Origin of the sequence: Streptomyces sp. 2131.1, from assembly GCF_900105515.1 — a bacterium.
GTDB classification, from domain to species: Bacteria; Actinomycetota; Actinomycetes; order Streptomycetales; family Streptomycetaceae; genus Streptomyces; species Streptomyces drozdowiczii.
This window is the reverse complement of the sequence record NZ_FNSY01000001.1, coordinates 4,653,840-4,677,548: the sequence shown is the minus strand read 5'-3', so window position 1 is coordinate 4,677,548 and position 23,709 is coordinate 4,653,840. Positions and strand designations below refer to the sequence as shown.

General features: G+C 72.8%; 19 protein-coding genes and 1 pseudogene. 11 read left to right on the top strand and 9 right to left on the bottom strand.

Annotated features, from left to right (window positions below; translation table 11 throughout):
- Nucleotides 1-19 precede the first annotated feature (19 nt).
- Nucleotides 20-538, top strand: coding sequence for a hypothetical protein (locus tag BLW14_RS21055; protein WP_256332853.1), 519 nt, complete (start codon nucleotides 20-22; stop codon nucleotides 536-538).
- Nucleotides 539-719: 181 nt separating this feature from the next.
- Here BLW14_RS21055 and BLW14_RS21050 read toward each other — a convergent pair whose 3' ends face one another.
- Genes BLW14_RS21050 through BLW14_RS21040 form a run of 3 tightly spaced genes read right to left on the bottom strand, consistent with a single transcriptional unit; the run spans nucleotide 720 to nucleotide 3,878 of the window.
- A complete protein-coding gene (locus BLW14_RS21050) occupies nucleotides 720-1,547 on the bottom strand; it encodes a sugar phosphate isomerase/epimerase family protein (protein ID WP_093708767.1) in 828 nt (275 codons plus the stop codon).
- A complete protein-coding gene (locus BLW14_RS21045) occupies nucleotides 1,544-2,689 on the bottom strand; it encodes a dihydrodipicolinate synthase family protein (protein ID WP_093708766.1) in 1,146 nt (381 codons plus the stop codon). The genes BLW14_RS21050 and BLW14_RS21045 overlap by 4 nt, the downstream gene beginning before the upstream one ends.
- 37 nt (nucleotides 2,690-2,726) lie before the next feature.
- Nucleotides 2,727-3,878: a Gfo/Idh/MocA family protein gene (locus BLW14_RS21040; RefSeq protein WP_093708765.1), complete on the bottom strand. Its 1,152-nt coding sequence runs from the start codon at nucleotides 3,876-3,878 to the stop codon at nucleotides 2,727-2,729.
- A gap of 118 nt (nucleotides 3,879-3,996) precedes the next feature.
- On the opposite strand from BLW14_RS21040, the gene BLW14_RS21035 reads away from it, so the two are divergent.
- The 4 genes and pseudogenes from BLW14_RS21035 to BLW14_RS21020 all read left to right on the top strand — a co-directional run bounded on the left by BLW14_RS21035 (nucleotide 3,997) and on the right by BLW14_RS21020 (nucleotide 8,334).
- The gene (locus BLW14_RS21035) at nucleotides 3,997-5,061 is read left to right on the top strand and encodes a LacI family DNA-binding transcriptional regulator (RefSeq protein WP_093708764.1); all 1,065 of its coding nucleotides are present in this window, start codon (nucleotides 3,997-3,999) and stop codon (nucleotides 5,059-5,061) included.
- A gap of 82 nt (nucleotides 5,062-5,143) precedes the next feature.
- Nucleotides 5,144-5,932 carry a sugar phosphate isomerase/epimerase family protein gene (locus BLW14_RS21030; RefSeq protein WP_093708763.1) on the top strand — a complete coding sequence of 263 codons (789 nt, stop codon included), beginning with the start codon at nucleotides 5,144-5,146 and terminating at the stop codon, nucleotides 5,930-5,932.
- Nucleotides 5,902-6,316, top strand: a pseudogene (locus BLW14_RS35230) (LysR substrate-binding domain-containing protein); the annotation flags it as partial. The gene BLW14_RS21030 and the pseudogene BLW14_RS35230, both read left to right, overlap by 31 nt.
- Before the next feature lie 167 nt (nucleotides 6,317-6,483).
- Nucleotides 6,484-8,334, top strand: coding sequence for a glycoside hydrolase family 3 protein (locus tag BLW14_RS21020; protein ID WP_093708762.1), 1,851 nt, complete (start codon nucleotides 6,484-6,486; stop codon nucleotides 8,332-8,334).
- A gap of 52 nt (nucleotides 8,335-8,386) precedes the next feature.
- Here the strand turns inward: BLW14_RS21020 and BLW14_RS21015 are convergent, their stop codons facing one another.
- Both BLW14_RS21015 and BLW14_RS21010 read right to left on the bottom strand, forming a co-directional pair.
- Nucleotides 8,387-9,862, bottom strand: a complete 1,476-nt coding sequence (locus BLW14_RS21015; RefSeq protein WP_093708761.1) for a S28 family serine protease — start codon at nucleotides 9,860-9,862, stop codon at nucleotides 8,387-8,389.
- A 146-nt stretch (nucleotides 9,863-10,008) separates the two neighbouring features.
- Nucleotides 10,009-10,425, bottom strand: coding sequence for a hypothetical protein (locus BLW14_RS21010; protein WP_093708760.1), 417 nt, complete (start codon nucleotides 10,423-10,425; stop codon nucleotides 10,009-10,011).
- A 184-nt stretch (nucleotides 10,426-10,609) separates the two neighbouring features.
- On the opposite strand from BLW14_RS21010, the gene BLW14_RS21005 reads away from it, so the two are divergent.
- Entirely contained in the window at nucleotides 10,610-11,107 is a 498-nt protein-coding gene (locus tag BLW14_RS21005) for a hypothetical protein (protein ID WP_093708759.1), read from the top strand.
- A 1-nt stretch (nucleotide 11,108) separates the two neighbouring features.
- Here BLW14_RS21005 and BLW14_RS21000 read toward each other — a convergent pair whose 3' ends face one another.
- Together BLW14_RS21000 and BLW14_RS20995 are read right to left on the bottom strand one after the other, a co-directional pair.
- Nucleotides 11,109-14,849 (bottom strand): ABC transporter ATP-binding protein, encoded by a 3,741-nt coding sequence (locus BLW14_RS21000; RefSeq protein ID WP_093708758.1) that lies wholly within the window; start codon nucleotides 14,847-14,849, stop codon nucleotides 11,109-11,111.
- A 194-nt stretch (nucleotides 14,850-15,043) separates the two neighbouring features.
- Nucleotides 15,044-16,513, bottom strand: a complete 1,470-nt coding sequence (locus tag BLW14_RS20995) for a serine/threonine-protein kinase (RefSeq protein WP_093708757.1) — start codon at nucleotides 16,511-16,513, stop codon at nucleotides 15,044-15,046.
- Between the two features lie 194 nt (nucleotides 16,514-16,707).
- On the opposite strand from BLW14_RS20995, the gene BLW14_RS20990 reads away from it, so the two are divergent.
- Together BLW14_RS20990 and BLW14_RS20985 are read left to right on the top strand one after the other, a co-directional pair.
- Nucleotides 16,708-17,178, top strand: a complete 471-nt coding sequence (locus tag BLW14_RS20990) for a hemerythrin domain-containing protein (RefSeq protein WP_093708756.1) — start codon at nucleotides 16,708-16,710, stop codon at nucleotides 17,176-17,178.
- A 130-nt stretch (nucleotides 17,179-17,308) separates the two neighbouring features.
- Complete coding sequence (locus BLW14_RS20985) at nucleotides 17,309-17,668, top strand: type I-C CRISPR-associated protein Cas8c/Csd1 (protein WP_093708755.1); 360 nt, start codon at nucleotides 17,309-17,311, stop codon at nucleotides 17,666-17,668.
- A 60-nt stretch (nucleotides 17,669-17,728) separates the two neighbouring features.
- Here BLW14_RS20985 and BLW14_RS20980 read toward each other — a convergent pair whose 3' ends face one another.
- Nucleotides 17,729-19,414: a thiamine pyrophosphate-binding protein gene (locus tag BLW14_RS20980; protein ID WP_093708754.1), complete on the bottom strand. Its 1,686-nt coding sequence runs from the start codon at nucleotides 19,412-19,414 to the stop codon at nucleotides 17,729-17,731.
- The gene (gene speB / locus BLW14_RS20975; RefSeq protein WP_093708753.1) at nucleotides 19,411-20,379 is read right to left on the bottom strand and encodes an agmatinase; all 969 of its coding nucleotides are present in this window, start codon (nucleotides 20,377-20,379) and stop codon (nucleotides 19,411-19,413) included. Before speB ends, BLW14_RS20980 begins: the two co-directional genes overlap by 4 nt.
- Nucleotides 20,380-20,632: 253 nt before the next feature.
- Here speB and BLW14_RS20970 point away from each other — a divergent pair, with 253 nt between their 5' ends.
- Genes BLW14_RS20970 through BLW14_RS20960 form a run of 3 tightly spaced genes read left to right on the top strand, consistent with a single transcriptional unit; the run spans nucleotide 20,633 to nucleotide 23,708 of the window.
- Nucleotides 20,633-21,790, top strand: a complete 1,158-nt coding sequence (locus BLW14_RS20970; RefSeq protein ID WP_093708752.1) for an acyl-CoA dehydrogenase family protein — start codon at nucleotides 20,633-20,635, stop codon at nucleotides 21,788-21,790.
- A 16-nt stretch (nucleotides 21,791-21,806) separates the two neighbouring features.
- Nucleotides 21,807-22,679 carry an acyl-CoA thioesterase gene (locus BLW14_RS20965; protein ID WP_093708751.1) on the top strand — a complete coding sequence of 291 codons (873 nt, stop codon included), beginning with the start codon at nucleotides 21,807-21,809 and terminating at the stop codon, nucleotides 22,677-22,679.
- A gap of 57 nt (nucleotides 22,680-22,736) precedes the next feature.
- Nucleotides 22,737-23,708, top strand: a complete 972-nt coding sequence (locus tag BLW14_RS20960; protein ID WP_177154044.1) for a cation diffusion facilitator family transporter — start codon at nucleotides 22,737-22,739, stop codon at nucleotides 23,706-23,708.
- The last annotated feature ends 1 nt before the right edge of the window (nucleotide 23,709 follow it).

The window sequence follows — 23,709 nt, the reverse complement described above, 5'->3', positions numbered from 1 at the left end:
GGTGGTCGAAAGGGTTCGCGTGTCCAGGTCCCGTGCACTGAGCTTCGCCGTCGTTGCCCTGGCCGCCGCCGGGGTGGTGCTCACCGGGTGCTCGTCGGACGACGGGGGGTCCGGGAAGGGCGTTTCGGACGACGGGACCGGCAAGGCGACGGTGAGTGTGCCGGACGGGGACGGCAAGGGGTCCGCGAAGCTGCACTACAGCGGTGGGAAGGGCGGGGAGTTCACCATCGAGAGCGTCCGCTGTGCCGTGATGAACGGGAAGCTCGCCGCCGTCACCGCACCCGACAGCGCCGGCAGCAGCACCCCCGCGAAGCCCTCGTTCACGGCCGTCATGAGTGGTGACAAGGCGATGACCACGCTCACCACGAAGGACGGCGCCAGCTATCTGCACGCCTCCGCGCCCGGGATCAGCGGCAGCAGGAGCGGCGACACCTGGGTCGTCACCGTGGCCGGGCTGAAGCTCGGACCGACCGACCCCAGCGGCGAGTCGATCACCGTCGACGGCGTCATCACCTGCGGGACCGTCGCCGGAGGGTAGGGCACGGCCCCCAACGCCCCGATGGCATCCGGGACATGGGTAGATCGAAGCACCTGCTCGTCGGCGACCGGTCGGGCACCACGCGGTTCCGGGTCGGGGACGATCCCGCGCTCGCGCCGCCCCAGTAGGACCCGGCCTCCCCGGGACCCGGACCGCACAGCCGGGCCCCGGGGGGGCGGACTCAGCAGGCGTGCTCGGCGTAGCGGGCCGCCACCTCCGCCAGGACCTCCGCGCCGTCGCGCGCCCACAGGTCCTCGTTGAAGATCTCCACCTCGACCGGGCCGTCGAAGCCCGTCTCCTCCACCGCGCGGCGGAAGAACCGGAAGTCCACGCTGCCGTCGCCCAGTTGGCCCCGGCCGAGCAGGACGCCCGCCGGGAGCGGGGTGATCCAGTCGGCGAGCTGGAAGGAGTGGATGCGGCCGCCCGCACCGGCCCGGGCGATCTGGGCGGGCGCCTGGTCGTCCCACCAGAGGTGGTACGTGTCGACGACCACGCCCACCTGCTCGGCCGGGAAGCGCTCCGCGATGTCCAGGGCCTGGGAGAGCGTCGAGACCACGCACCGGTCCGAGGCGAACATGGGGTGCAGGGGCTCGATGGCGAGGCGCACCCCGCGCTCCGCCGCGTACGGGACCAGCTCGGCCAGGGCGTCCGCGATGCGTTCGCGGGCCCCGTACAGGTCCTTGCTGCCCTCCGGGAGGCCGCCCGAGACGAGGACCAGGGTGTCCGTGGACAGGCCCGCCGCCTCGTCGAGCGCGGCACGGTTGTCGTCCAGGGCGCGGGCCCGTTCCGCCGGGTCCAGGGCGGTGAGGAAGCCGCCCCGGCACAGGCTGGTGACGGTCAGGCCGTGGTCGGAGAGGAGCCGGGCCGTCGCCTCGACCCCGTACGACTGCACGGGGGCCCGCCACAGGCCGACCTTGTCGACGCCGGCCTTCGAGCAGCCCTCGGCCAGCTCCGGCAGCGACCACTGCTTGATGGTCTCCTGGTTGATGGAGAGACGGCCGTCGCTCATCGGGTGCCTCCGTTGACCGTGAGGAGCGCGCGCATCCGGGACTCGGCCAGCTCCGGGTCCGGGAACAGGCCGAGCCCGTCGGCGAGTTCGTACGCCTTCGCCAGGTGCGGGAGCGAGCGGGCCGACTGGAGGCCGCCCACCATCGTGAAGTGGTCCTGGTGACCGGCCAGCCAGGCGAGGAAGACCACGCCCGTCTTGTAGAACCGGGTCGGTGCCTGGAAGAGGTGCCGGGACAACTCGACCGTGGGGTCGAGGAGTTCGCGGAAGCCCTTCGTGTCGCCCGTGTCCAGCACCCGCACCGCGTGCGCGGCCAGTGGGCCCAGCGGGTCGAAGATGCCGAGCAGCGCGTGGCTGAAGCCCCGGTCGTCGCCCGCGATCAGCTCCGGGTAGTTGAAGTCGTCCCCGGTGTAGCAGCGCACCCCGCCCGGCAGCCGGCGGCGTACGTCGATCTCGCGGTCCGCGTCGAGCAGCGACATCTTGATGCCGTCGACCTTGTCCGGGTGCTCCGCGATGACCTGGAGGAACGTGTCGGTGGCCAGGTCCAGGTCGGTGGAGCCCCAGTAGCCTTCGAGCGCCGGGTCGAACATCGGGCCCAGCCAGTGCAGGACGACCGGTTCGGTGGCCTGGCGCAGCAGGTGGGCGTACGTGTCCAGGTAGTCCTGGGGGCCCTTCGCGGCGGCGGCGAGGGCGCGGGAGGCCATCAGGATGGCCTGGGCGCCGCTCTCCTCGACGACGGCGAGCTGTTCCTCGTACGCCGCACGCACCTCGGCGAGCGTGGCCGGGCCGGGCGGCAGCTGGTCGGTGCCGACGCCGCAGGCGATGCGCCCGCCGACTGCCCTGGCCTCGGCGGCCGAGCGGCGGATCAGCTCCTCGGCGCCCGCCCAGTCCAGGCCCATGCCGCGCTGCGCGGTGTCCATGGCCTCGGCCACGCCCAGGCCGTGCGACCAGAGGTGGCGGCGGAAGGCGAGCGTGGCGTCCCAGTCGACGGCGGCCGGCGAGTCGGGGCTGACATCGGCGTACGGGTCGGCCACGACGTGCGCGGCGGAGAAGACCGTACGGGAGGCGAGCGGCGTACCCGTCGGGGCGAGCTCGAGCGGGGTGGCCCGGGGTTCGTACGGGCCCTGCGGGAGATGGATGGTCACGGCGACGACTCCAGGGGGCCGAGGGGAAGGCGGCTGGTCACAGCGACAGCTCGGGGACGTCCAGGCGGCGGCCCTCCGCGTGGGACTTCAGGCCCAGCTCCGCGAGCTGCACGCCGCGGGCGCCGGCCATCAGGTCCCAGGCATACGGCTCGTCGAGCACGATGTGGCGCAGGAACAGCTCCCACTGGGCCTTGAAGCCGTTGTCGAACTCCGCGTTGTCCGGGACCTCCTGCCACTGGTCGCGGAAGGACTCGGTGACGGGGAGGTCCGGGTTCCAGACCGGCTTCGGGGTGACCGAGCGGTGCTGGACGCGGCAGTTGCGCAGGCCCGCGACGGCGGAGCCGTGGGTGCCGTCCACCTGGAACTCGACCAGCTCGTCGCGGTTGACGCGGACCGCCCAGGAGGAGTTGATCTGGGCGACGGCGCCGCCCTCCAGCTGGAAGATGCCGTAGGCGGCGTCGTCGGCGGTCGCCGCGTACGGCTCACCGCGCTCGTCCCGGCGCTCGGGGATGTGGGTCTGGACGTGCGCCTGGACCGAGGTGACCCGGCCGAACAGCTCGTGGAGCACGTACTCCCAGTGCGGGAACATGTCGACGACGATTCCGCCGCCGTCCTCGGCGCGGTAGTTCCAGGAGGGGCGCTGCGCCTCCTGCCAGTCGCCCTCGAAGACCCAGTAGCCGAACTCGCCGCGCACGGAGAGGATCTCGCCGAAGAATCCGCCGTCGATGAGGCGCTTCAGCTTGAGCAGGCCCGGCAGGAAGATCTTGTCCTGGACGACGCCGTGCTTGATGCCGGCCTCCTGGGCCAGGCGGGCCAGGTCGAGGGCGCCCTCGACGTCCGTGGCGGTGGGCTTCTCGGTGTAGATGTGCTTGCCGGCGGCGACGGCCTTCTTGATGGCCTCCACCCGGGCCTGGGTGACCTGGGCGTCGAAGTAGATGTCGACGGTGTCGTCCGCGAGGACCGCGTCGAGGTCGGTGGACCACTCGGTCAGGCCGTGGCGCGCGGCCAGTTCTTCCAGGGCGTGGGCGCGGCGGCCGACGAGGACCGGTTCCGGCCACAGCACGTCGCCGTCGCCGAGGTCGAGGCCGCCCTGCTCGCGGATCGCGAGGATCGAGCGCACCAGGTGCTGTCGGTATCCCATGCGTCCGGTGACGCCGTTCATGGCGATGCGCACTGTCCTGCGTGTCACGAAAGTTCCCTCCGTACGGCCGTAGCAAGCGCTTTCTATACGAGATGACGCTAGCCTGCCGACAGCGGCCCGGACAAGAGGGGGCCCGTCAATCGGTCACAGGCCACGGAGGAAAGCGATGACAGTCACCCTGGCGGACGTGGCGGCCCGCGCCCGGGTGTCCCCGGCCACCGTCTCCCGTGTGCTGAACGGCAACTACCCGGTGGCGGCGTCCACCCGGGAGCGAGTCCTGCGCGCGGTGGACGACCTGGACTACGTGCTGAACGGGCAGGCCAGCGCCCTGGCGGCGGCCACGTCCGACCTGGTCGGCATCCTCGTCAACGACATCGCCGACCCGTTCTTCGGGATCATGGCGGGCGCCGCGCAGACCGAGATCGGCGGGCCCGGCGACGGGTCGGGCCGGGCGGGCGGCGAGAAACTGGCGGTCGTCTGCAACACCGGCGGCTCCCCGGACCGCGAACTGACCTACCTCACCCTGCTCCAGCGCCAGCGCGCCGCCGCCGTCGTCCTCACCGGCGGCGCGGTGGAGGACCCGGAGCACCAGACGGCGATGGCCGCGAAGCTGGCGAAGCTCGCGGAGGCGGGCACCCGGGTCGTGCTCTGCGGGCGGCCGCCGCTGCCGGACGGCGCGGCCGTGGTGGCCGCGCTCGCCTTCGACAACCAGGGCGGCGCCCAGCGGCTCACCAAGCACCTGCTATCCCTCGGGCACCGCAGGATCGGCTATGTCGCGGGCCCGCTGGAGCGCACCACCACCCGGCACCGGCTCGCCGGACACCGCGAGGCGATGCGCGGGGCGGGGGCGGCCGGCGACGAGGACCGGCTGACCGTGCACGGCTCGTACGACCGGGGATCCGGCTACGACGCGACCGTCGAACTCCTGCGCCGCGAACCGGCGATCACCGCCGTCGTCGCCGCCAACGACACCGTGGCGCTCGGTGCGGCGGCGGCGATCCGCGACCGGGGGCTGCGCATCCCGGAGGACATCTCGGTGGCCGGCTTCGACGACCTGCCGTTCTCGGTGGACGTGGTCCCGGCCCTCACGACCGTACGGCTGCCGCTCGTCGAGGCGGGGGCGCGGGCGGGCCGGCTGGCCATGGGCAAGGAGGACCCGCCGCCCGGCGGCATCGCGCTGATCCCGGCCGAGCTGATGGTGCGCGGATCGACGGCGCCGCCCCGGGGGTGAGCGCCCGCGGGTCGGGGTACGCGTCAGGGCGCCCCGCCTCCCGCCGGACGGGGCGGCACGGAACGACGGAAGGAACACGCACGTGAAGCTCGCTTTCTCCACCCTCGGGGTTCCGGGGCTGCCCATCGCCGACGTCGTCCGGCTCGCCGCCGGGAACGGCTACCAGGGGGTTGAGCTGCGCGCCCACCCCGAGGAGCCGGTGCACCTGGGCCTCGGGCAGGCCGAACGTGCCTCGGTGGTCGCCGAGTTCGAGCGCGGCGGGGTCCAGATCCTGGGCGTGGCGGGGTACGCGAAGGTCGCCGCCGAGGGCTACGACCAGCCGGTCCTGGACGAGCTGGCCGCGCTGACCGAGCTGGCCCGGGACCTGGGAGCGCCGTACGTCCGGGTGTTCCCGGGCGGCGGGGACCTGAAGCCGTCGGAAGCCGACGAGATCGCCGCGCGCCGGCTGGGCGCCGCAGCCCCGTACGCCGCCGACCTGGGCGTACGCCTCCTCCTGGAGACCCATGACTCGCACCGGGCGGGGGTCGACGTGGCCCGGGTGGCCGGGACGGTGGGCCACAAGAGCGTCGGCGCGCTGTGGGACGTCATGCACACCTGGCTGGCGGGCGAGGAGCCGGTGGCCAGCCACGCGGTCCTGGCCCCGCACCTCGGCTACGTGCAGGTGAAGGACATCGCCTCGACCGACGACACCACGCCGCTGGCCCTGGGCGCGGGGGTGCTGCCGCTGCGGGCGTGCCTGGACACCGTGGACCCGGACGGCTGGGTGTGCTGGGAGTACGAGAAGCGCTGGTACCCGGAGGCGGCGGAGCTGCCGGGGCTGCTGGGCGCGGGACGCGAGCACCTGCTGCGGCTGGGCGCGCCCAAGCAGTAAGCGGTCTCAGGCGGGTACCGGTTCCGGGGCGGGACGGGGTGCGGCGCGAGGAGCCGGCGCGGGAGCGGTGGATCTGCCGGCCGCCGGGGACGGTCTGCCACGACTGGCTCGTACGGACGCTGCGCGCGGCGGGCCACGAGCCGGACATCCGGCCCAGGCGGAGGAGAACCACACCCAACTGGCCCCGCTCGCCACCGGTCTCGGGGTCGCGATGATCCCCCGGCTGGGGCGCGGGCCGCTGCCGGAGGGCGTGGTGGCGGTACGGATGGACCCGGTGCCGGCACGGCGGCTGTACGCGCTGGGGCGTACGGGGGCGGCGCGCCGGCCGCGATCACGGCGGCGGTCGCGGCGCTCCAGGCGCACGGGGCAGGCGTGGGGCTGCGGTGGGCGAGGGGCAGTCGGCCCCGGACGCACAACGAGACGCAACGACCGGAAGGGACGCGCTCAAAACGGCCCGCACCCTTGACCGGAAGTTATTTTCTGGATATCCGTGCTCCTTGGAAGTTTCTTTCACCACCCCCTCGTCACCGAGAACGGCCGAAGGAGCTCACGTGCACCACCGCCCCTCCAGACGCACCCTCCTCACCGCCACCGCCGCCACGGCGGTCGCCGCCGCGGCGGGCATGGCGGCCGCCCCGGAGGCCCTCGCCTCCCAGGGCTCCGCGCACAGCAGCCACCACTCCGCCGCCACGACCCGGCGGCTGAAGCGGCTCATCTCCCGGATGAGCCTGGAGGAGAAGGTCGGCCAGCTCTTCGTCATGCGGGTCTACGGGCACTCCGCCACCGACCCCGACCAGGCCGACATCGACGCCAACCTCGCCGAGATCGGGGTGCGCACGGCCGCCGAGATGATCGCCAAGTACCACGTGGGCGGCATCATCTACTTCGCCTGGGCGCACAATACCCGCGACCCGCACCAGATCGCCGAACTCTCCAACGGCATCCAGCGCGCGGGCCTCTCCGGGCGGACCCCGCTGCCGCTGCTGATCTCCACCGACCAGGAGCACGGCATCGTCTGCCGCGTCGGCGAGCCCGCCACGCTGATGCCGGGCGCGATGGCGCTGGGCGCGGGCGGTTCGCGCTCCGACGCTCGCAGGGCCGGGCAGATCGCGGGCGCCGAGCTGGCCGCGATCGGCATCAACCAGAACTACGCGCCGGACGCGGACGTCAACGTGAACCCGGCCAACCCGGTCATCGGCGTACGGTCCTTCGGCTCGGACCCGCAGTCCGTGGCCGGCATGGTCGCGGCGCAGGTGAAGGGCTATCAGAGCGCGGGGATCGCCTCCACGGCCAAGCACTTCCCGGGCCACGGCGACACCAGCACCGACAGCCACACCGGCCTCCCGGTCATCGGCCACACCCGCGCGCAGTGGGCGGAGCTGGACGCGCCGCCGTTCCGCGCGGCCATCGCGGCGGGCATCGACTCGATCATGACCGCGCACATCGTGGTGCCCGCGCTCGACCCGTCCGAGGACCCGGCGACCCTGTCGAAGCCGATCCTCACCGGCATCCTGCGCGAGGAGCTGGGCTACGACGGGGTGGTGGTCACCGACTCGCTTGGCATGGAGGGCGTACGCACGAAGTACGGCGACGACCGGGTGCCGGTGCTCGCGCTCCAGGCCGGCGTCGACCAGCTGCTGAACCCGCCGAGCCTGGACGTCTCGTGGAACGCGCTGCTGGCGGCCGTCAAGAGCGGTGAGGTCAGCGAGGCCCGGCTCGACGAATCGATCCTGCGCATCCTGCGCCTGAAGACGAAGCTCGGTCTCTTCGACCGGCCGTTCGTCACCGGACGCGGGGTGGACCGTACGGTCGGCACCCGGGCGCACCTGGCCGAGGCCGACCGGATCGCCGAGCACACGACGACCCTGCTGGCCAACGAGGGCCGGCTGCTGCCGCTGTCCCGTCGCTCGCACGGGAACGTGCTGGTGGTGGGCGCCGACCCGGCATCGCCCTCGGGCACCACGGGCCCGCCGACGACGACACTCGCGGCGGCGTTCGACGAGCTGGGCTTCACGGCGACCGCGCTGCCGACGGGGACGGCGCCCAGCAAGGCGGCCATCGACGCGGCGGTGGCCGCGGCCCGGGGCAAGGACGCGGTGGTCGTGGGGACGTACAACGTCTCGGCGACCAGTTCGCAGCGCACCCTGGTCAGCGCGCTGGCCGCGACGGGCGTCCCGGTGATCACGATCGCCATCCGCAACCCGTACGACATCGCGCAACTGGCGGACACCGGGCACAGGGCCCATCTCGCCGCCTACTCCTGGACCGACGTCGAACTGCGCGCGGCGGTCCGGGTGATCGCGGGCCGGGCCCGCCCCGAGGGCAGGCTCCCGGTCCCTGTGCAGCGGGCGGACGACCCGTCGAAGGTGCTGTACCCGGTGGGGTACGGGCTGACGTACTGACCGGTTCCCGCCCCGGCTGCCGTGTCACCACGGCCGCCGGGGCGGGTCCACGTCACGGACGCCGGACGCCGAGGCGGTGGTCGGTCGTCAGGTCCTTGTTGTCGAGACGCGCGTCGAACTTCGCGAGCGGCTTCGCCTTCGACGCGTCCTGCTGGACGGCGGCCGGGGCGACGCCCGCCCAGCGCAGGATCGCGGCCGTGGCCGTGGCGTTCTCGGAGGGGACGAGCCCGGCGACGTTCGAGCCGTGGTTCCCGCCTGGCACGGTGAAGACGTAGCTGTCACGGGCGCCCGCCCCGAGCCGGAAGCGCTCCGCGCCCCACGGGTCGTTCTCGCCGTAGACGTACAGCATGTGCGTCGCGTGGTGCTTCACCCATGTGTCGACGTCCCGCATCGCCCGGGGCTGGAACGTCATCGGGATGGAGCGCGGCACGAAGTTGCGCGGCGGCTGGTAGCCGTAGCGGCTGAGCTTGCCCAGCCAGGGCTGCTTGATGTCCGGGGACCCGAGCTGGGTGCCCGCCTGGTAGTAGTACGGGGTGTAGTTGGCCAGGCCCTGGTCGGCGTAGGCGGAGAAGCCGGAGATCGAGTCGACCGAGTCCCAGATCTCCTGATCGGTCGCCTTCTCGGCGTCGGCCGGGAGGCCTTCGCAGTCGGCGAGCAGGCTGTACTGCCAGAACGCCCACACGTAATCCATGACGACGGCCTCGTACGCCTTGTCCAGGGAGCCGACGGTGTCGAAGGTGTAGCCGTTGTCGGCGGCGTACCGGGCGTACTTCTTCTCCAGCGGCTTGCGGCGGATCAGGGCCTCGCGCTGGACTCCGCTCAGCTTGTCGCGGCACTCCTCGGTGCCGACCTCCGCGAAGAACCGGTCGTACGCCGAGTCCTCGTTGTTCACCACGTCGTTGGGCGCGACGTACGCGACGACGCCGTCCATGTCCTTCGGGTAGAAGCGCTCGTAGTACGTGGCGGTCATGCCGCCCTTGGAGCCGCCGGTGGTCAGCCAGTTCTTGGAGTAGATCCGCTTGAGCGCGGTGAAGACCCGGTGCTGGTCGCTTGCCGCCTGCCGGATGTCCAGCTTGGACCAGTCGGCGGGCGAGGGCCGCGACGGGGTGAAGTACCTGTATTCCAGCGAGACCTGGTTGCCGTCGACGATCCGGGTGGGCTCGGAGCGGCTGGGGTTGGTGGAGACGTTGTAGCCGCCGGTGAAGAAGACCGTGGGGCGGGAGGTGTCCTTGTGCAGCAGGGTGATGCGCTGCTGGAACGTCCCCTCGGACGGGTGGCGGTGGTCGACCGGCTGGGTGTAGTTCAGGACGAAGTAGCGGTAGCCCGCGTAGGGCTTCTCCTCGATGAGACTCATGCCCGGGATGGCCAGGATGCGGTCCTTGATGTCCGTGCTCGTCCCGCTGTCGCTCGCGGCGGTCCGGAGCGAGGCCGGTACGGCGGCGGTGGCCGCCCCGGCCGAGGCGCCCGTCGCACCGACCGTGCCGATGAGCACCGCGAGCGACAGGATTCCTCTGAGCGCCTTGCGCATGCGCGTCCTCCCCTTGGGAGGCGCCCCGCCGAGCACGACCGGGCCCCGTGGGACGCCTCTTGGTTCACAGCTGACGCGGCGAACCTAGCGGCGCGACATCCGGACGACCAGACCCCCTTGCCGGGGCTACGCAGGGTGTCACCCGGTCAGCAGAGGATCCAGCTCGTGCGGCCGCCCTTGCCCTCGACCGAGCCGGAGACGCGCACGCAGCGGTTCAGCGCGTGGACGGTCACCGGGCCGGCGCGCTCGGTGTAGCGGCCGCTGTCCGTGACGGGGTGGCCGCCGCGCGGCTGGATGGTCACGGACATGCGGCGGCGCTTGCCGGGCTTGGCGGCCACGGCGGTGGCGCAGGCGTAGGCGCGGGACTTGTACACGCGCAGCTCGCCCGTCGGGAACTTCACCGTCTTCTTCGGGCGCCCCGCGCACACCGAGGCGGCGTTCGCGCTGCCCGCGACCGCCCCGCCGAGTACCAGTGCGAAGGCGGTGGCCAGGGAGAGGACCAGGAAGCGGCGGCGGAGTCGTTGCCGCGCGCCCCAGGCATGTCTTCCGGTCCCTCTGGTCACAGCAGCCCCATCGCTTCCTCGAACCTGAGTGCCCTTGCCCGACACCTGAGCGCATATGCGTGTACCTGCGTACGACGCGAGAGGCCATGCGGAGGTTGCATCCGGCGGGCCCGGCCTTCCCGGGGATCGGGGCGGCCCACCATGGAGCCGGCAGGACAGACCGTCACGAAAGGCAGGAACCGCCATGACCCGCACCCGCTCCGCCCGGCGCACCGCCGCCCGCACCCTGCTCGCCTCCGCGCTCCTGGCCGCGGCCGTCGCCGTACCCGCCTCCGCGGCGGCCCCGCGGGCGGCGGCCCCGGCGGCCCCGGCGGCCCCGGCCCTCGAAGAGACGGCGACCCAGGAGTCCCGGCTGGTCGACCACTTCTACGGCGCGTACACCGACGCCGTGGCCGCCGAGGACGGCGGCAGGCTCGCCACCGCCGTGCGGGGCTTCTACCTCACGCCCGCCCTGCGCGCCCGCCTCGCCGACTGGGAGGCGGCCAACCACGCGGACGGGGTGCTGCTCGCCCAGGACGTCCCGGCGGACTACCGGGTCACCCCGGGCCACAGCGGCGCCGGCCACACCTGGTCCACGGTCCGCCTCACCTGGGGGTCCGCCCAGAGCCGCTCGTACACGTACCTGACCGTGCGCTCGGACCTGGCGACCGGGAAGATCTCCGCGATCCGGGACGGGGAGTAGCTCACACCCCGGCCGGCTCGTCCTCTCCTATGAACGTGCGCCACAGCACCGCGTAGTGCCCGTCGCGGGCGAGGAGTTCGTCGTGGGTGCCGTCCTCCACGACCCGGCCGTGGTCCATCACCACGACCCGGTCGGCGCGCGCGGCGGTGGTCAGGCGGTGGGCGACGACGAGCGTGGTGCGGCGGCCCGCGAGACGGTCGGTCGCCTGGTTCACCTGCGCCTCGCTGGCGAGGTCGAGCGAGGCGGTGGCCTCGTCGAGCAGCAGGATGTCGGGGTCGACGAGTTCGGCGCGGGCGAGCGCGATCAGCTGGCGCTGCCCGGCCGAGAGGTTGCGGCCCCGCTCGGCGACCTCGTGGAGGTAGCCGCCGTCCAGGGTGGCGATCATGTCGTGCGCGCCGACCGCCCGGGCCGCCGCCTCCACCTCGGCGTCGGTGGCCTCCGGCCGCCCGTAGGCGATGGCGTCGCGCACGGTCCCGGCGAACAGGTACGCCTCCTGCGGTACGACCCCGAGCCGGCGCCGGTACGCGGTGAGGCCGAGGCCGCGCAGGTCGGTGCCGTCCACCGTGACCCGGCCGTCCGTCGGGTCGTAGTACCGGGCGACGAGCTTGACCAGGGTGGACTTGCCGGCTCCGGTCTCGCCGACGAACGCGACGGTCTGGCCGGCCGGGATGCGCAGGTCGACGCCCCGGAGGGCGGCCTCCTCGTCCCCGTACGCGAAGGAGACGTCCTCGAAGGCGATCTCGCCGCGCAGCTCCCGTACGTCCCGGGTGTCGCCCCGGTCCGTGGTGGAGGCGGGTTCGCGCAGGAGTTCCTGGATGCGGCCGAGGGAGACGGCGGCCTGCTGGTAGCCGTCGAAGACCTGGGAGAGCTGCTGGACGGGTGCGAAGAACAGGTCGATGTAGAGCAGATAGGCGACCAGCGCACCGGCGGTGAGCGTGCCGTCGTCGACCCGGCCCGCGCCGACGATCAGCACGGCGGCCGCGGCGACCGACGACAGCAGCTGGACGAACGGGAAGTAGACCGAGATCAGCCACTGCCCGCGCACCCGGGCCTCGCGGTACTCGTCGCTGCGCGCGGCGAACCGGTCGCCGCCGTCCCGCTCGCGCCGGAAGGCCTGCACGATGCGGAGTCCGGCGACGGACTCCTGGAGGTCGGCGTTGACGACGCTGATCCGCTCTCGGGCCAGCTCGTACGCCTTGACGCTCTTGCGGCGGAAGAAGACCGTCCCGACGACGAGGACGGGCAGGGTCGCGAAGACGACGAGGGCCAGTTCCACGTCGAGGACCAGCAGGGCGACCATGATGCCGAGGAAGGTGACGACGGAGACGAAGGCGGTGACCAGGCCGGTCTGGAGGAACGTGGACAGCGCGTCCACGTCCGTCGTCATCCGGGTCATGATGCGGCCGGTCAGCTCGCGCTCGTAGTAGTCGAGGCCGAGGCGCTGGAGCTGGGCGAAGATCTTGAGCCGCAGCGCGTACAGCACCCGCTCGCCGGTGCGGCCGGTCATCCGGGTCTCGCCGATCTGGGCGGCCCACTGCACGAGGACGACGACCAGGCCGAAGGCGGCGGCCGCCCAGACCGCGCCCAGCGCGAGCTTGGTGACGCCGTCGTCGATGCCGTTGCGGATCAGTACCGGGAGCAGCAGCCCGGCGCCGGCGTCCACGGCGACCAGGCCCAGGCTCACCAGCAGCGGCAGCCCGAAGCCGCGCAGCAGCCTGCGCAGCCCGTAGGAGTCCTCGGCGTGCACGGCCCGGGCCTCGTCGACGTCGGGGACGTCGTCGGCCGGGGGCAGGGCGTCGACCTGGGCGAGCAGTTCGGGGGTGGCGGGCATGCCCGCCGCGCCGGTGTCCCGGTCGTCCTTCTTGCGGACCCACAGCTCGGGGGTGATCCCGCGCTCGGCCTCGGCCTCGGCGTCGATCTCCTCCTGGAGCGCGCGGTCCCGGTCCGGGGCGTCGGGGGCCGTGGCCTGTCGGTGTCCGGGTGAGGGGGTGCCCAGCTCGTCCGGGTCGGTGAGCAGGCGGCGGTAGAGCGCGCAGCGGCGTTCCAGCTCCTCGTGGGTGCCGAGGTCGGCGAGGCGGCCGTTGTCCAGGACCGCGATCCGGTCGGCGAGGTTCAGGGTGGAGCGGCGGTGGGCGATGAGCAGCGTCGTGCGGCCGGCCATCACCTGGCGCAGGGCCTCGTGGATCTCGTGCTCGACGCGGGCGTCCACGGCGGAGGTGGCGTCGTCGAGGAGGAGCAGGCGGGGGTCGGTGAGGATGGCGCGGGCGAGCGCGAGGCGCTGGCGCTGGCCGCCGGAGAGGGTGAGCCCGTGCTCGCCGACCTTGGTGTCGTAGCCGGCCGGCAGTTCGGCGATGAAGCGGTCGGCCTGGGCGGAGCGGGCGGCCTGTTCGATCTGTTCGTCCGTGGCGCCGGGCAGGCCGTAGGCGATGTTGGCGCGGACGGTGTCGGAGAACAGGAAGCTGTCCTCGGGGACGAGCCCTATGGCGGCGCGCAGTGAGTCGAGGGTGAGTTCCCGCACGTCGTGGCCGCCGACGAGGACCGCGCCGTGCGACACGTCGTAGAAGCGCGGCAGGAGCAGCGAGACGGTGGACTTGCCGCTGCCGGAGGCGCCGACGACGGCGACGGTCTCGCCGGGTTCGATGGTCAGCGAGAAGCCGTCGAGGACCGGGCGGCGTGTGTCGTCATAGCCGAACCGCACGTCGTCGAACTCGACGCTCGCCGGGGCGTCGGCGGGCAGTTCCTTGGTGCCGTCCTTCATGGAGGGCTCGGTGTCGATGAGTTCCAGGACGCGTTCCACGCCGGCGCGGGCCTGCTGGCCGACGGTGAGGACCATGGCGAGCATCCGGACCGGGCCGACGAGCTGCGCGAGGTACGTGGAGAACGCGACGAACGTGCCGAGGGTGATCTCGCCCCGGGTGGCCAGCCAGCCGCCGAGGGCCAGCATCGCGACCTGGCCGAGGGCGGGGACGGCCTGGAGGGCGGGGGTGTAGCGGGAGTTCAGCCGGATGGTGCGCAGCCGGCCGGCGAACAGTTTGCGGCCGACCTCGCGCAGTTTGCCGGTCTCCTGGTCCTCCTGGCCGAAGCCCTTGACGACGCGGACGCCGGAGACGGCTCCGTCCACGACGCCGGCGACCGCGGCGGCCTGGGACTGGGCGTACCAGGTGGCGGGGAAGAGGCGGGCGCGGGAGCGGCGGGCGATGTACCAGAGGGCGGGGGCTACGGCGACTGCGACGAGGGTCAGCAGCGGCGACAGCCAGGCCATGATGACCAGGGAGATCAGGAAGAGCAGGACGTTCCCGATGGTCATCGGGAGCATGAACAGCAGGCCCTGGATCAGCTGGAGGTCGCTGGTGGCGCGTCCGACGACCTGCCCGGTGGACAGCTCGTCCTGGCGTTTGCCGTCGAGCCGGGCGATCGTCGCGTACATGCCGGTACGCAGGTCGTGCTGGACGTCGAGGGCGAGCCGGCCGCCGTAGTAGCGGCGGATGTACGTGAAGGCGTAGACGAGGACGGCCGCCACGATCAGCAGCCCGGTCCAGACGGCCAGGGAGCGGGTGTGCCCGACGACCACGTCGTCGATGATCACCTTGGTGACCAGCGGGACGAGGGCCATGACGGCCATGCCGCCGAGCGAGGAGCCGAGCGCCAGCAGGACGTTGCGCCGGTAGTTCCAGGCGTAGCCGCTCAGCCTCCGCGCCCAGCCGCCCCGCTGCCCGCGTTCCGTCACTTCTGCGTCCGCCACCCGGTGCCTCCCGTCCGACCTGATCCGACGGAAGGCACCAACGCGGCGCGCCGCGGATTTCATCCCGCGTTAACAAATACGGGACCGGGGACCTAGGTCCCCTCCCCGGCCGGATGAACGCACCGCGCCGGACACGGCCCAGGGCGGCTGCACGTTCCGGGGCCGTCCCTGCCGGGCCGCGAGTGGCACGGCGCTCAGCCGGCACGCCCCCTCTCCCGGTCCTTGGCCGTGCCTGTCTCCTTGGCCCGGCCGGGTGGCTGCCAGGGGGACTCGCTCGCCGTGGTGCTCGGTGTCGCCGGTGCGGATGTGGTCCCGTCACTCGGGGTGATCGACGCGCTGGGCGGGGTGTTCGAGGTGGTGGGCGCGGTGCTCGGCGTGGGTGTCGCCGTGGGGGTCGCATCCTTCGAGCCGGTGCCGGCGGCGGATTCGCCGGGCGAGGCGGAGGAGGTGCCGGGCGAGGGTGCGTCGGCCCTGCGCGTACCGGCCGCGTCGTGCGGGGCCGAGGACCGTACCGCCGGTGGCGGTGCGGTCGTCGCCCCGCGCTCGCCTCCGCCGTCGGGGGCACGGGTGCTCTCGGCGGGAGCGGTGGACGCCGGCGGTGCGGTCCGCTCGGTGTCGGGAGGGGCGGAACTGCCGGTGACGGCGAGCACGACCGCCGCCACGGCGGCGAGGGCGGCGCCCCCGCCGGCCATGACGGTGCGCCCTCGCCGGGGGGTGCCGGGAGCGTCGTCGTCCCGGCCGCGCGGTGGTTCCGCGTGCGCGCGGTCGACCGCCCCCGGCGGCTCGGGGACGGCGGCGAGGCGCTCGGTGGTGGCCGGCGCGGTCACCGTGGGCGTCGTGTCGGCCGGCGCGGTCAGAGCGCGGGCGCAGTCGCGGGCTGTGGGACGGGCGTGGTCGTCCTGGTCCGTCATCCGGCGGAGCAGGGCGCGGAACGGCTCCGGTGCCTCGGCCGGCAGGGCGGGTTGGCGGTGCAGCCGTGCGATCGCGGCCTCGACGGGGCCGCCGCCGTATTCGATCCTGCCCGTGAGGCATTCGAGGAGCACCAGGCCGAGGGCGTAGATGTCGGCGGGCCGGCCCACGGGTCGGCCGAGTACCTGTTCGGGGGACAGGTAGGCGGCCGTGCCCACGAGTGTGTCGGTCGCGGTGCGGGTGGTGGCGTCCAGGGGCCTGGATATGCCGAAGTCGACCAGGTACGGACGGCGTTCGGCGTCCAGCAGGATGTTGGACGGTTTGACGTCGCGGTGGACGATTCCGGCTTCGTGCGCGTGAGCGAGCGCCTGGGCGAGGCCCGCTCCGAGTGCCGCGGTGGCATCGGGGGTCAGCGGCCCCCGGGCGATGCGGCTCTTCAGGGTGGTGCCTTCGACCAGCTGCATGACCAGGAAGGCGCGCCCGTCGTGGTGCCCGGCGTCGAAGGCGGTGACCAGTCCGGGGTGGTGCAGCCGGGCCAGGATCTCCGCTTCGCTCCGCCAGCTCTCCTCGGCGTCGAGGCAGGCGTCCGGCCGGAAGACCTTGACCGCGACCGGTCGTCTCATCCGCAGGTCGAGGCCCCGGTAGACGTCCGCCGCACCGCCCGAACCGAGAAGCTCGTCCAGACGGTACCGGCCGCTGAGCACCTCGGCGTGAAGCCGGGAAGCCGTGGTCTGAGCAGTTTCGCGAAGCCTCATTCCCTCTCCTGCTGCGTTGGGGGGCTTACGCCAGTCGGTGATCCGGACCCGACGCTCCTTGAGACGCCGCGTACCCGCGAAGAGCCGTGTGCAGCCCTCCCGCCGGCAAAGAGCTGGATCGCGCCGCACCGGGTACAGGGCGGCGGCAGGGACGGCGTCCGTGCCGCCCCTCCCCCAGGCCGAGGAGAAGCCCCGTGGACGGAATCGTGTTGCTCAAGGACGACCACAAGACGGTGGAGAAGCTGTTCAAGCGGTTCGAGAAGGCCGGCGAGAACGCCCACGCCGAGAAGCGGAAGATCGTGGACCGGGTGATCGACGAACTCACCACCCACACCTGGATCGAGGAGAAGATCTTCTACCCGGCCGTCCGGGAGGCCGCGCCCGACACGAAGGATCACGTCCTGGAAAGCGTCGAGGAGCACCACGTCATGGTGTGGCTGCTGTCGGAGCTGAAGGATCTCGACCCCGCCGACGAGCGCTTCGACGCCAAGATGACCGTCCTCATCGAGAACGTCCGCCACCACGTCGAGGAAGAGGAGAAGGAGTGGTTCCCCGACGTGCGCGAGGCCATGGGCCGTAATCGCCTGACCGAGCTCGGTCAGCAGATGGCGGAAGCGAAGAAGAACGCTCCCGGCAAGCCCCTCTCGGTCCCCAGCGCCGAGTGACAGCGCCCCTCCGGACGGGCGGGACGACTCGTGGGGGGCCGGAAGCCCGTACGGGTCGTTGACGTGGGGTTCGCCGCCACCGCGGGGTGGGTAGTCATGACGTCCGCCGGTGGATCAACGGGAGGAACACATGGCCGACGGTCAGCCCACGGACGCCTATCGCTGCGGACAGCTGTACGCGGCGCTGGCGGCGCTCGAACGGCTCGGCGCGCCGGACGGGAGGGCGAAGCTGGACAACCGGACGACCCTGGCCAAGGCGTCCGAGAACCCGCGGGGCACGCTGAAGCTCCATCTGCCCCGGGTGATGTCCCATCTCATGCGCGCCCAGAAGTCGCCCAGGGGCGGGGAGGCCGTGAAGGTGTTCCGGTCGATCCCCGAGCTGCTGCCGCGGTCGAGGGAGCTGCCGGGAAGCCTGAACCACGCGCAGCGCGACGACTTCCTCAAGGGGTGTCTGGCGCAGGAGAGGGCGCTGGGGGCCGCCGCGAGGTGAACCGGCCCGGGGCCGCGACGGCCCCGGGCCCGCGAGCCGGCACGGTCCGGACGAAAGCCCCTACAGGTGCGTCGGCTCGAACATCTTCAGCAGGGCCGGGAGTACGACGACCGAGGGGCCGGGCCGTCCGAAGGCCTCCGCCAGGTCCGCGGCCAGCGTCTCGGGGCTCGTACGGACGGCCGGGACGCCGAAGGACTCGGCGAGGGCGGTGAAGTCCGGGCGGGCCAGCTCCGTGCCGGTGGTCTCGCCGAAGGCGCCGGTCAGGTACTCGCGCAGGATGCCGTAGCCGCCGTCGTCGACGATCAGCCAGGTGACCGGCAGGCCGTACTGCCGGGCGGTGGCCAGTTCCGCGACCGAGTACATCGCGCCGCCGTCGCCGGAGACCGCGAGGACCGGCCGGGTCGGGTCGGCGACCGCCGCGCCGAGCGCCGCCGGGAACGCGTAGCCGAGACCGCCGGCGCCCTGCGCGGAGTGCATGGTGTTGGGGCGGCGGGCGTCGAACGCGGCCCAGGCCCAGTAGCCGAGGATCGTCATGTCCCAGAAGCTGGGCGAGGCGTCGGGCAGGGCGGTGCGGATCGCGGCCAGGATGTCCTGCTCCAGGTCGCGTCCCTGCCCGCCGATCCGGTCCCGTACGCGGCGGAGCACCCCGGCGACGCGCTCCGCCGCTGCCGGGTCCTCGCGCGGGGCGACCGCGTCGATGAGGTCGGCGAGCGCGTCGCGGGCGTCCGCGTGGATGCCGAGCGCCGGGAGGTTGGCCTCCAGCTTGCCGGCGTCCGCCTCGATCTGGACGACCCGGCCGCGCGGGGCGAGCGTGTAGTAGTTCGAGGAGAGTTCACCGAGTCCGGAGCCGACGACGAGCAGGACGTCGGCGTCCTCCAGGAAGCCGGTGATGTGCCGGTCCTCCACCCAGGACTGGAGCGAGAGCGGGTGGCCCCACGGGAAGGCGCCCTTGCCGCCGTACGTGGTGACGACCGGGGCGTTCAGCTTCTCGGCCAGCGCCCGCAGCTTCCCGGAGGCGTCCGACCGTACGACCCCGCCGCCCGCGACGATCGCCGGGCGTTCGGCGTTGGCAAGCAGGTGGGCGGCGACCGCGATCAGTTCCGGGCGGGCGTGCAGCTCGCGCGGGGTGGCGTCGGGGGCCACGACGGCGGGCAGCGCCGTCGCGGCGTCCAGGACGTCCTGCGGGATCTCGACCCAGACGGGGCCGTGCGGAGCCGTCAGCGCGGACTCCCAGGCGGCGGCGATCGCGGACGGGATCTGTGAGGCCGCGCGCACGGTGTGGACGGACTTCACCACGTCCCGGAACGACGCCTGCTGGTCGCGCAGCTCGTGCAGGTGGCCGTGGCGCCCGCCGCCCAGACCCCGGACCGGCACCTGGCTGGAGACCGCGAGCACCGGCGCGGAGGCGGCCGCCGCCTCCTGGAGGGCGGCGAGCGAGGTCAGGGCGCCGGGCCCGGTCGACAGGAACAGCGGGGCGACCTCGCCGGTGATCCGGCCGTAGGCGTCGGCGGCGAAACCCGCGTTGTTCTCGACGCGCAGCCCGACGTACTCCAGCGACGAGCGGCGCAGCGCGTCGAACAGCGCCAGCGCGTGCTGTCCGGGCAGCCCGAAGACGGTGGTCGCGCCGAGGCCCCGCAGCGTCTCGACGACGAGGTCGCCGCCGGTGCGTCCGGGCGGGGGGTTCAGCGCTGCCTCGATCTGCGCCGGGGTCAGCTCGGGCCGCTCGTCGTGGTGGTCGTGACTCAAGGCTGCCGTGCCTCCGCGATCTGGCGGGTCATGATCGTCGTCAGCTCGTACGCGGTGTGCGAGGCGGCGACGGAGGTGATCTCCGCGTGATCGTACGCGGGGGCGACCTCGACCAGGTCGGCGGAGACCAGGTGGCAGGAGGAGAGGCCGCGCACGATCTCCAGCAGCTCGCGGGAGGTGAGGCCGCCGGCCTCGGGGGTGCCGGTGCCGGGCGCGTGGGCCGGGTCGAGCACGTCGATGTCGATGGAGATGTACAGCGGCCGGTCGCCGATGCGCTGGCGCAGCTGGTCGGTGATCTCGTCGACGCCGCGCCGCATCACGTCGGCGGAGGTGACGATCCCGAAGCCCATCTTGGCGTCGTCGGTCAGGTCCTGCTTGCCGTAGAGCGGGCCGCGCGTGCCGACGTGGGAGAGCGCCGAGGTGTCGAGGATGCCCTCCTCGACGGCCCGGCGGAACGGGGTGCCGTGCGTGTAGGCGGCGCCGAAGTAGGTGTCCCAGGTGTCGAGGTGGGCGTCGAAGTGGAGCAGCGCGACCGGCCCGTGCTTCTTGGCCACGGACCGCAGCAGGGGCAGCGCGATGGTGTGGTCGCCGCCGAGCGTCATCAGCCGGGCGCCGGTGTCGAGCAGCGCGTCGGCCGCGGCCTCGACGGTCTCCACGGCCTCCTCGATGTTGAAGGGGTTGGCCGCGATGTCCCCGGCGTCGGCGACCTGCGCCAGCGCGAAGGGCGAGGCGTCCTGCGCCGGGTTGTAGGGGCGCAGCAGCCGCGAGGCCTCGCGGATCGCGTTGCCGCCGAAGCGGGCGCCGGGCCGGTAGGAGACACCCGAGTCGAACGGCACCCCGACGACGGCCACGTCCGCCGTACCCACCTCGTCGAGCCGGGGCAGCCGGGCGAACGTCGCGGGCCCGGCGTACCGCGGGATGCGGGAGGAGTCGACGGGGCCGCGCGGCGTGTCGTTGCTGCTCATGACGGGTGTGCCCTTCCTTGGGGTGCGTGTGCCGGAGCGACGCTAGGCGCCTGTGGCGCCGGACTGAAGTGTACGTTTCGTCCACTCACCCACCGGAACGGATGAATCGCCCCCGGTCCGGACGGCGGCATTCGCGTGCTCAGCATCACCCTGGACAGCCCCGTGACCGCCGGGTAACTTTTAAGCATGGCTGAGCAAGCGCTTAGCCATGCCCCAGAAGACGTAGAAGTCGCAGCCACCAGGGAGGCACCCCGTGCGCCGTACGGTATTCAACGAGGACCACGAGGCGTTCCGGGAGACCATCCGGGCCTTCATCGCCGCCGAGGTCGTGCCCGTGTACGACGAGTGGTTCGAGGCCGGGCAGGCGCCGCGTGAGTTCTACAAGCAGCTCGGTGAGCTGGGCGTCTTCGGGATCAACGTCGACGAGGAGTACGACGGTGCGGGCATCGACTCGCACAAGTACGAGGCCGTCATCTACGAGGAGACCGCCCGGGCCGGTGTCTCCTTCGGCGGGTCCGGCGTGCACACGCTGCTCGGGCTGCCGTACATCAAGATGCTCGCCACCGACGAGCAGAAGAAGCGCTGGCTGCCGAAGTTCGTCTCCGGCGAGGAGATGTGGGCCCTCGCGATGACCGAGCCGGGCACCGGGTCGGACGTGGCGGGCATGAAGACCACCGCGAAGCTCTCCGAGGACGGCACGCACTACGTCCTCAACGGCGCGAAGACGTTCATCACCGGCGGTGTGCACGCCGACCGCGTCATCGTCTGCGCCCGCACCTCCGCCCCGCGCGAGGACGACCGCCGCTTCGGCATCTCGCTGTTCGCCGTGGACACCAAGTCCGAGGGCTACTCCATCGGCCGCAAGCTCGACAAGCTCGGGCTGCGCGTCTCCGACACCGCCGAGCTGGCGTTCGTCGACGTGAAGGTGCCGGCCGAGGACCTGCTCGGCGAGGAGAACAAGGGCTTCGGCTACCTCGGCACCAACCTGGCCTCCGAGCGCTGGGGCATCGCCTTCGGCGCGTACGCCCAGGCCGCCGCCGCCGTGCGGTTCGCCAAGGAGTACGTGCAGGAGCGCACCGTCTTCGGCAAGACCGTCGCCTCGTTCCAGAACACCAAGTTCGAGCTGGCCGCCTGCCAGGCCGAGGTGGACGCGGCCCAGGCCGTCGCCGACCGCGCGCTGGAGGCACTGGACGCCGGTGAGCTGACCGCCGCCGAGGCCGCCTCCGCGAAGCTGTTCTGCACCGAGGTCGCGCACCGCGTGATCGACCGCTGCCTCCAGCTGCACGGCGGCTACGGCTTCATGAACGAGTACCCGATCGCCCGCCTGTACGCGGACAACCGCGTCAACCGCATCTACGGCGGCACCAGCGAGGTCATGAAGTCGATCATCGCCAAGTCCATGGGCCTGTAGGGACCGCCTCCCTCCCATGAGCACCGCACTCGATTCCCTGCTCGATCTGCTCGACCTGGAGCGGATCGAGCAGGACATCTTCCGGGGCACCAGCCGCTCGGCGGTCGTACCCCGGGTCTTCGGCGGGCAGGTCGCGGCCCAGGCGCTCGTCGCCGCGGGCCGCACCGTCCCCGCCGACAGGTCGGCCCACTCGCTGCACGCGTACTTCCTGCGGATGGGCGACCCGGGCGCGCCGATCGTCTACACCGTCGACCGCATCCGCGACGGCCGGTCCTTCGCCACGCGCCGGGTCGTCGCCGTCCAGCACGGGCAGCCGATCTTCCACCTCTCCGCGTCCTTCCAGACGTACGAGGAGGGTCTTGAGCACCAGGCGGACATGCCGCCCGCGCCGGACCCCGAGACACTGCCCACGGCCGCCGAGATGCTGCCGCGGTACGCCGACCGGTTCAGCGACCCCGGCATGGTCGGCCGGCTGGTCGAGGCCCGGGCCGCGGTCGATCTGCGGTACGTGGACGCGCCGCCGTTCGGCACGGTGGGCGAGCCGCGCGAGCCCAGGTCCCAGGTGTGGTTCCGTACCAACGGCAAGCTGGCCGACGACCCGCTGCTGCACGTCTGCATGGCGACGTACGTCTCCGACATGACGCTGCTCGACTCCGTGCTGCTCGCCCACGGGCGCGGCGGCTGGGCGGTCGGTGACGTGGTGGGCGCGAGCCTGGACCACGCGATGTGGTTCCACCGGCCGTTCCGGGCCGACGAGTGGCTGCTGTACGACCAGGAGTCGCCGTCCGCGTCCGGCGGGCGCGGCCTCGGCCAGGCACGCATCTACACGCAGGACGGCCGCCTGGCGATCACCGTCATCCAGGAGGGTGTGGTCCGGGTCCCGCGGTGACGGGATCCCGGCCGCGCGTCGGACATGAGCGGGCCGGTCGCGGACATACTCACCGGCATGACTGACGCGAAAAGCAGTGGCGGGGGGTCCACGTTCACCGTTGTCGTCGCGGCGCTGGCCAATCTGGGCATCGCCGTGGCGAAGGCGGTCGCCGGGCTGATCAGCGGATCGAGCGCGATGCTCTCCGAGGCGGCCCACTCCGTCGCCGACACGGTCACCGAGGTGCTGCTGCTCACCGCGCTCAAGCGCAGCGAGAAGCCGGCCGACGAGGACCATCCGCTGGGGTACGGCCCCGAGCGGTACATCTGGGCGCTGCTCGCCTCCGTCGCGACCTTCGTCGGCGGCGCGGTCTTCTCGATCTACGACGGGGTGCACACGCTGCTCGCGGGCGAGGACCTGGGCAGCCCGCTGCTCTCGTACCTGGTGCTGGCGGTGGCCTTCCTGCTGGAGGGCTTCTCGCTGCGGACGGGGCTCAAGCAGGTCCGCGAGGAGGCCGAGGAACTGGGCGCGCCCGCCCGGCACTACTTCCGGCGCACCCCGGACACGGCGGTCAAGGCCGTCGTGATGGAGGACTCGGCGGCCCTCCTCGGCCTGCTGCTCGCGGCGGGCGGGCTGCTCGGCGGCCAGCTGACGGGGTCCGGCGTGTGGGACGGCATCGCCTCGCTGCTGATCGGGGTGCTGCTGGTGTACGTGGCCTGGGTGCTCGGCAAGTCCAACGTCCAGCTGCTGATCGGGCGGCCGGTGTCGGCGCCGATGCGGGAGGGCATCCGCGAGGAGCTGCTCGGCGTGGACCACCTCATCTCCGTACTGGAGCTGACCACGCTCATCCAGGGGCCGGACGAGATCCTGGTGGCCGCGAAGGTCGACTTCCGGGACACGGTCAGCGCCGAGGACGTCGAGACGGCCTGCGAGCAGGCGGAGCGCCGGCTGCGGCAGCGGTACGCGTCCATCAAGCGGGTGTACCTGGACCCCACCTCGGGCCGGGAGGCGCGCCGCCGGGCCCGTGCGGCGGAGGAGGAGGGGCCCTGAA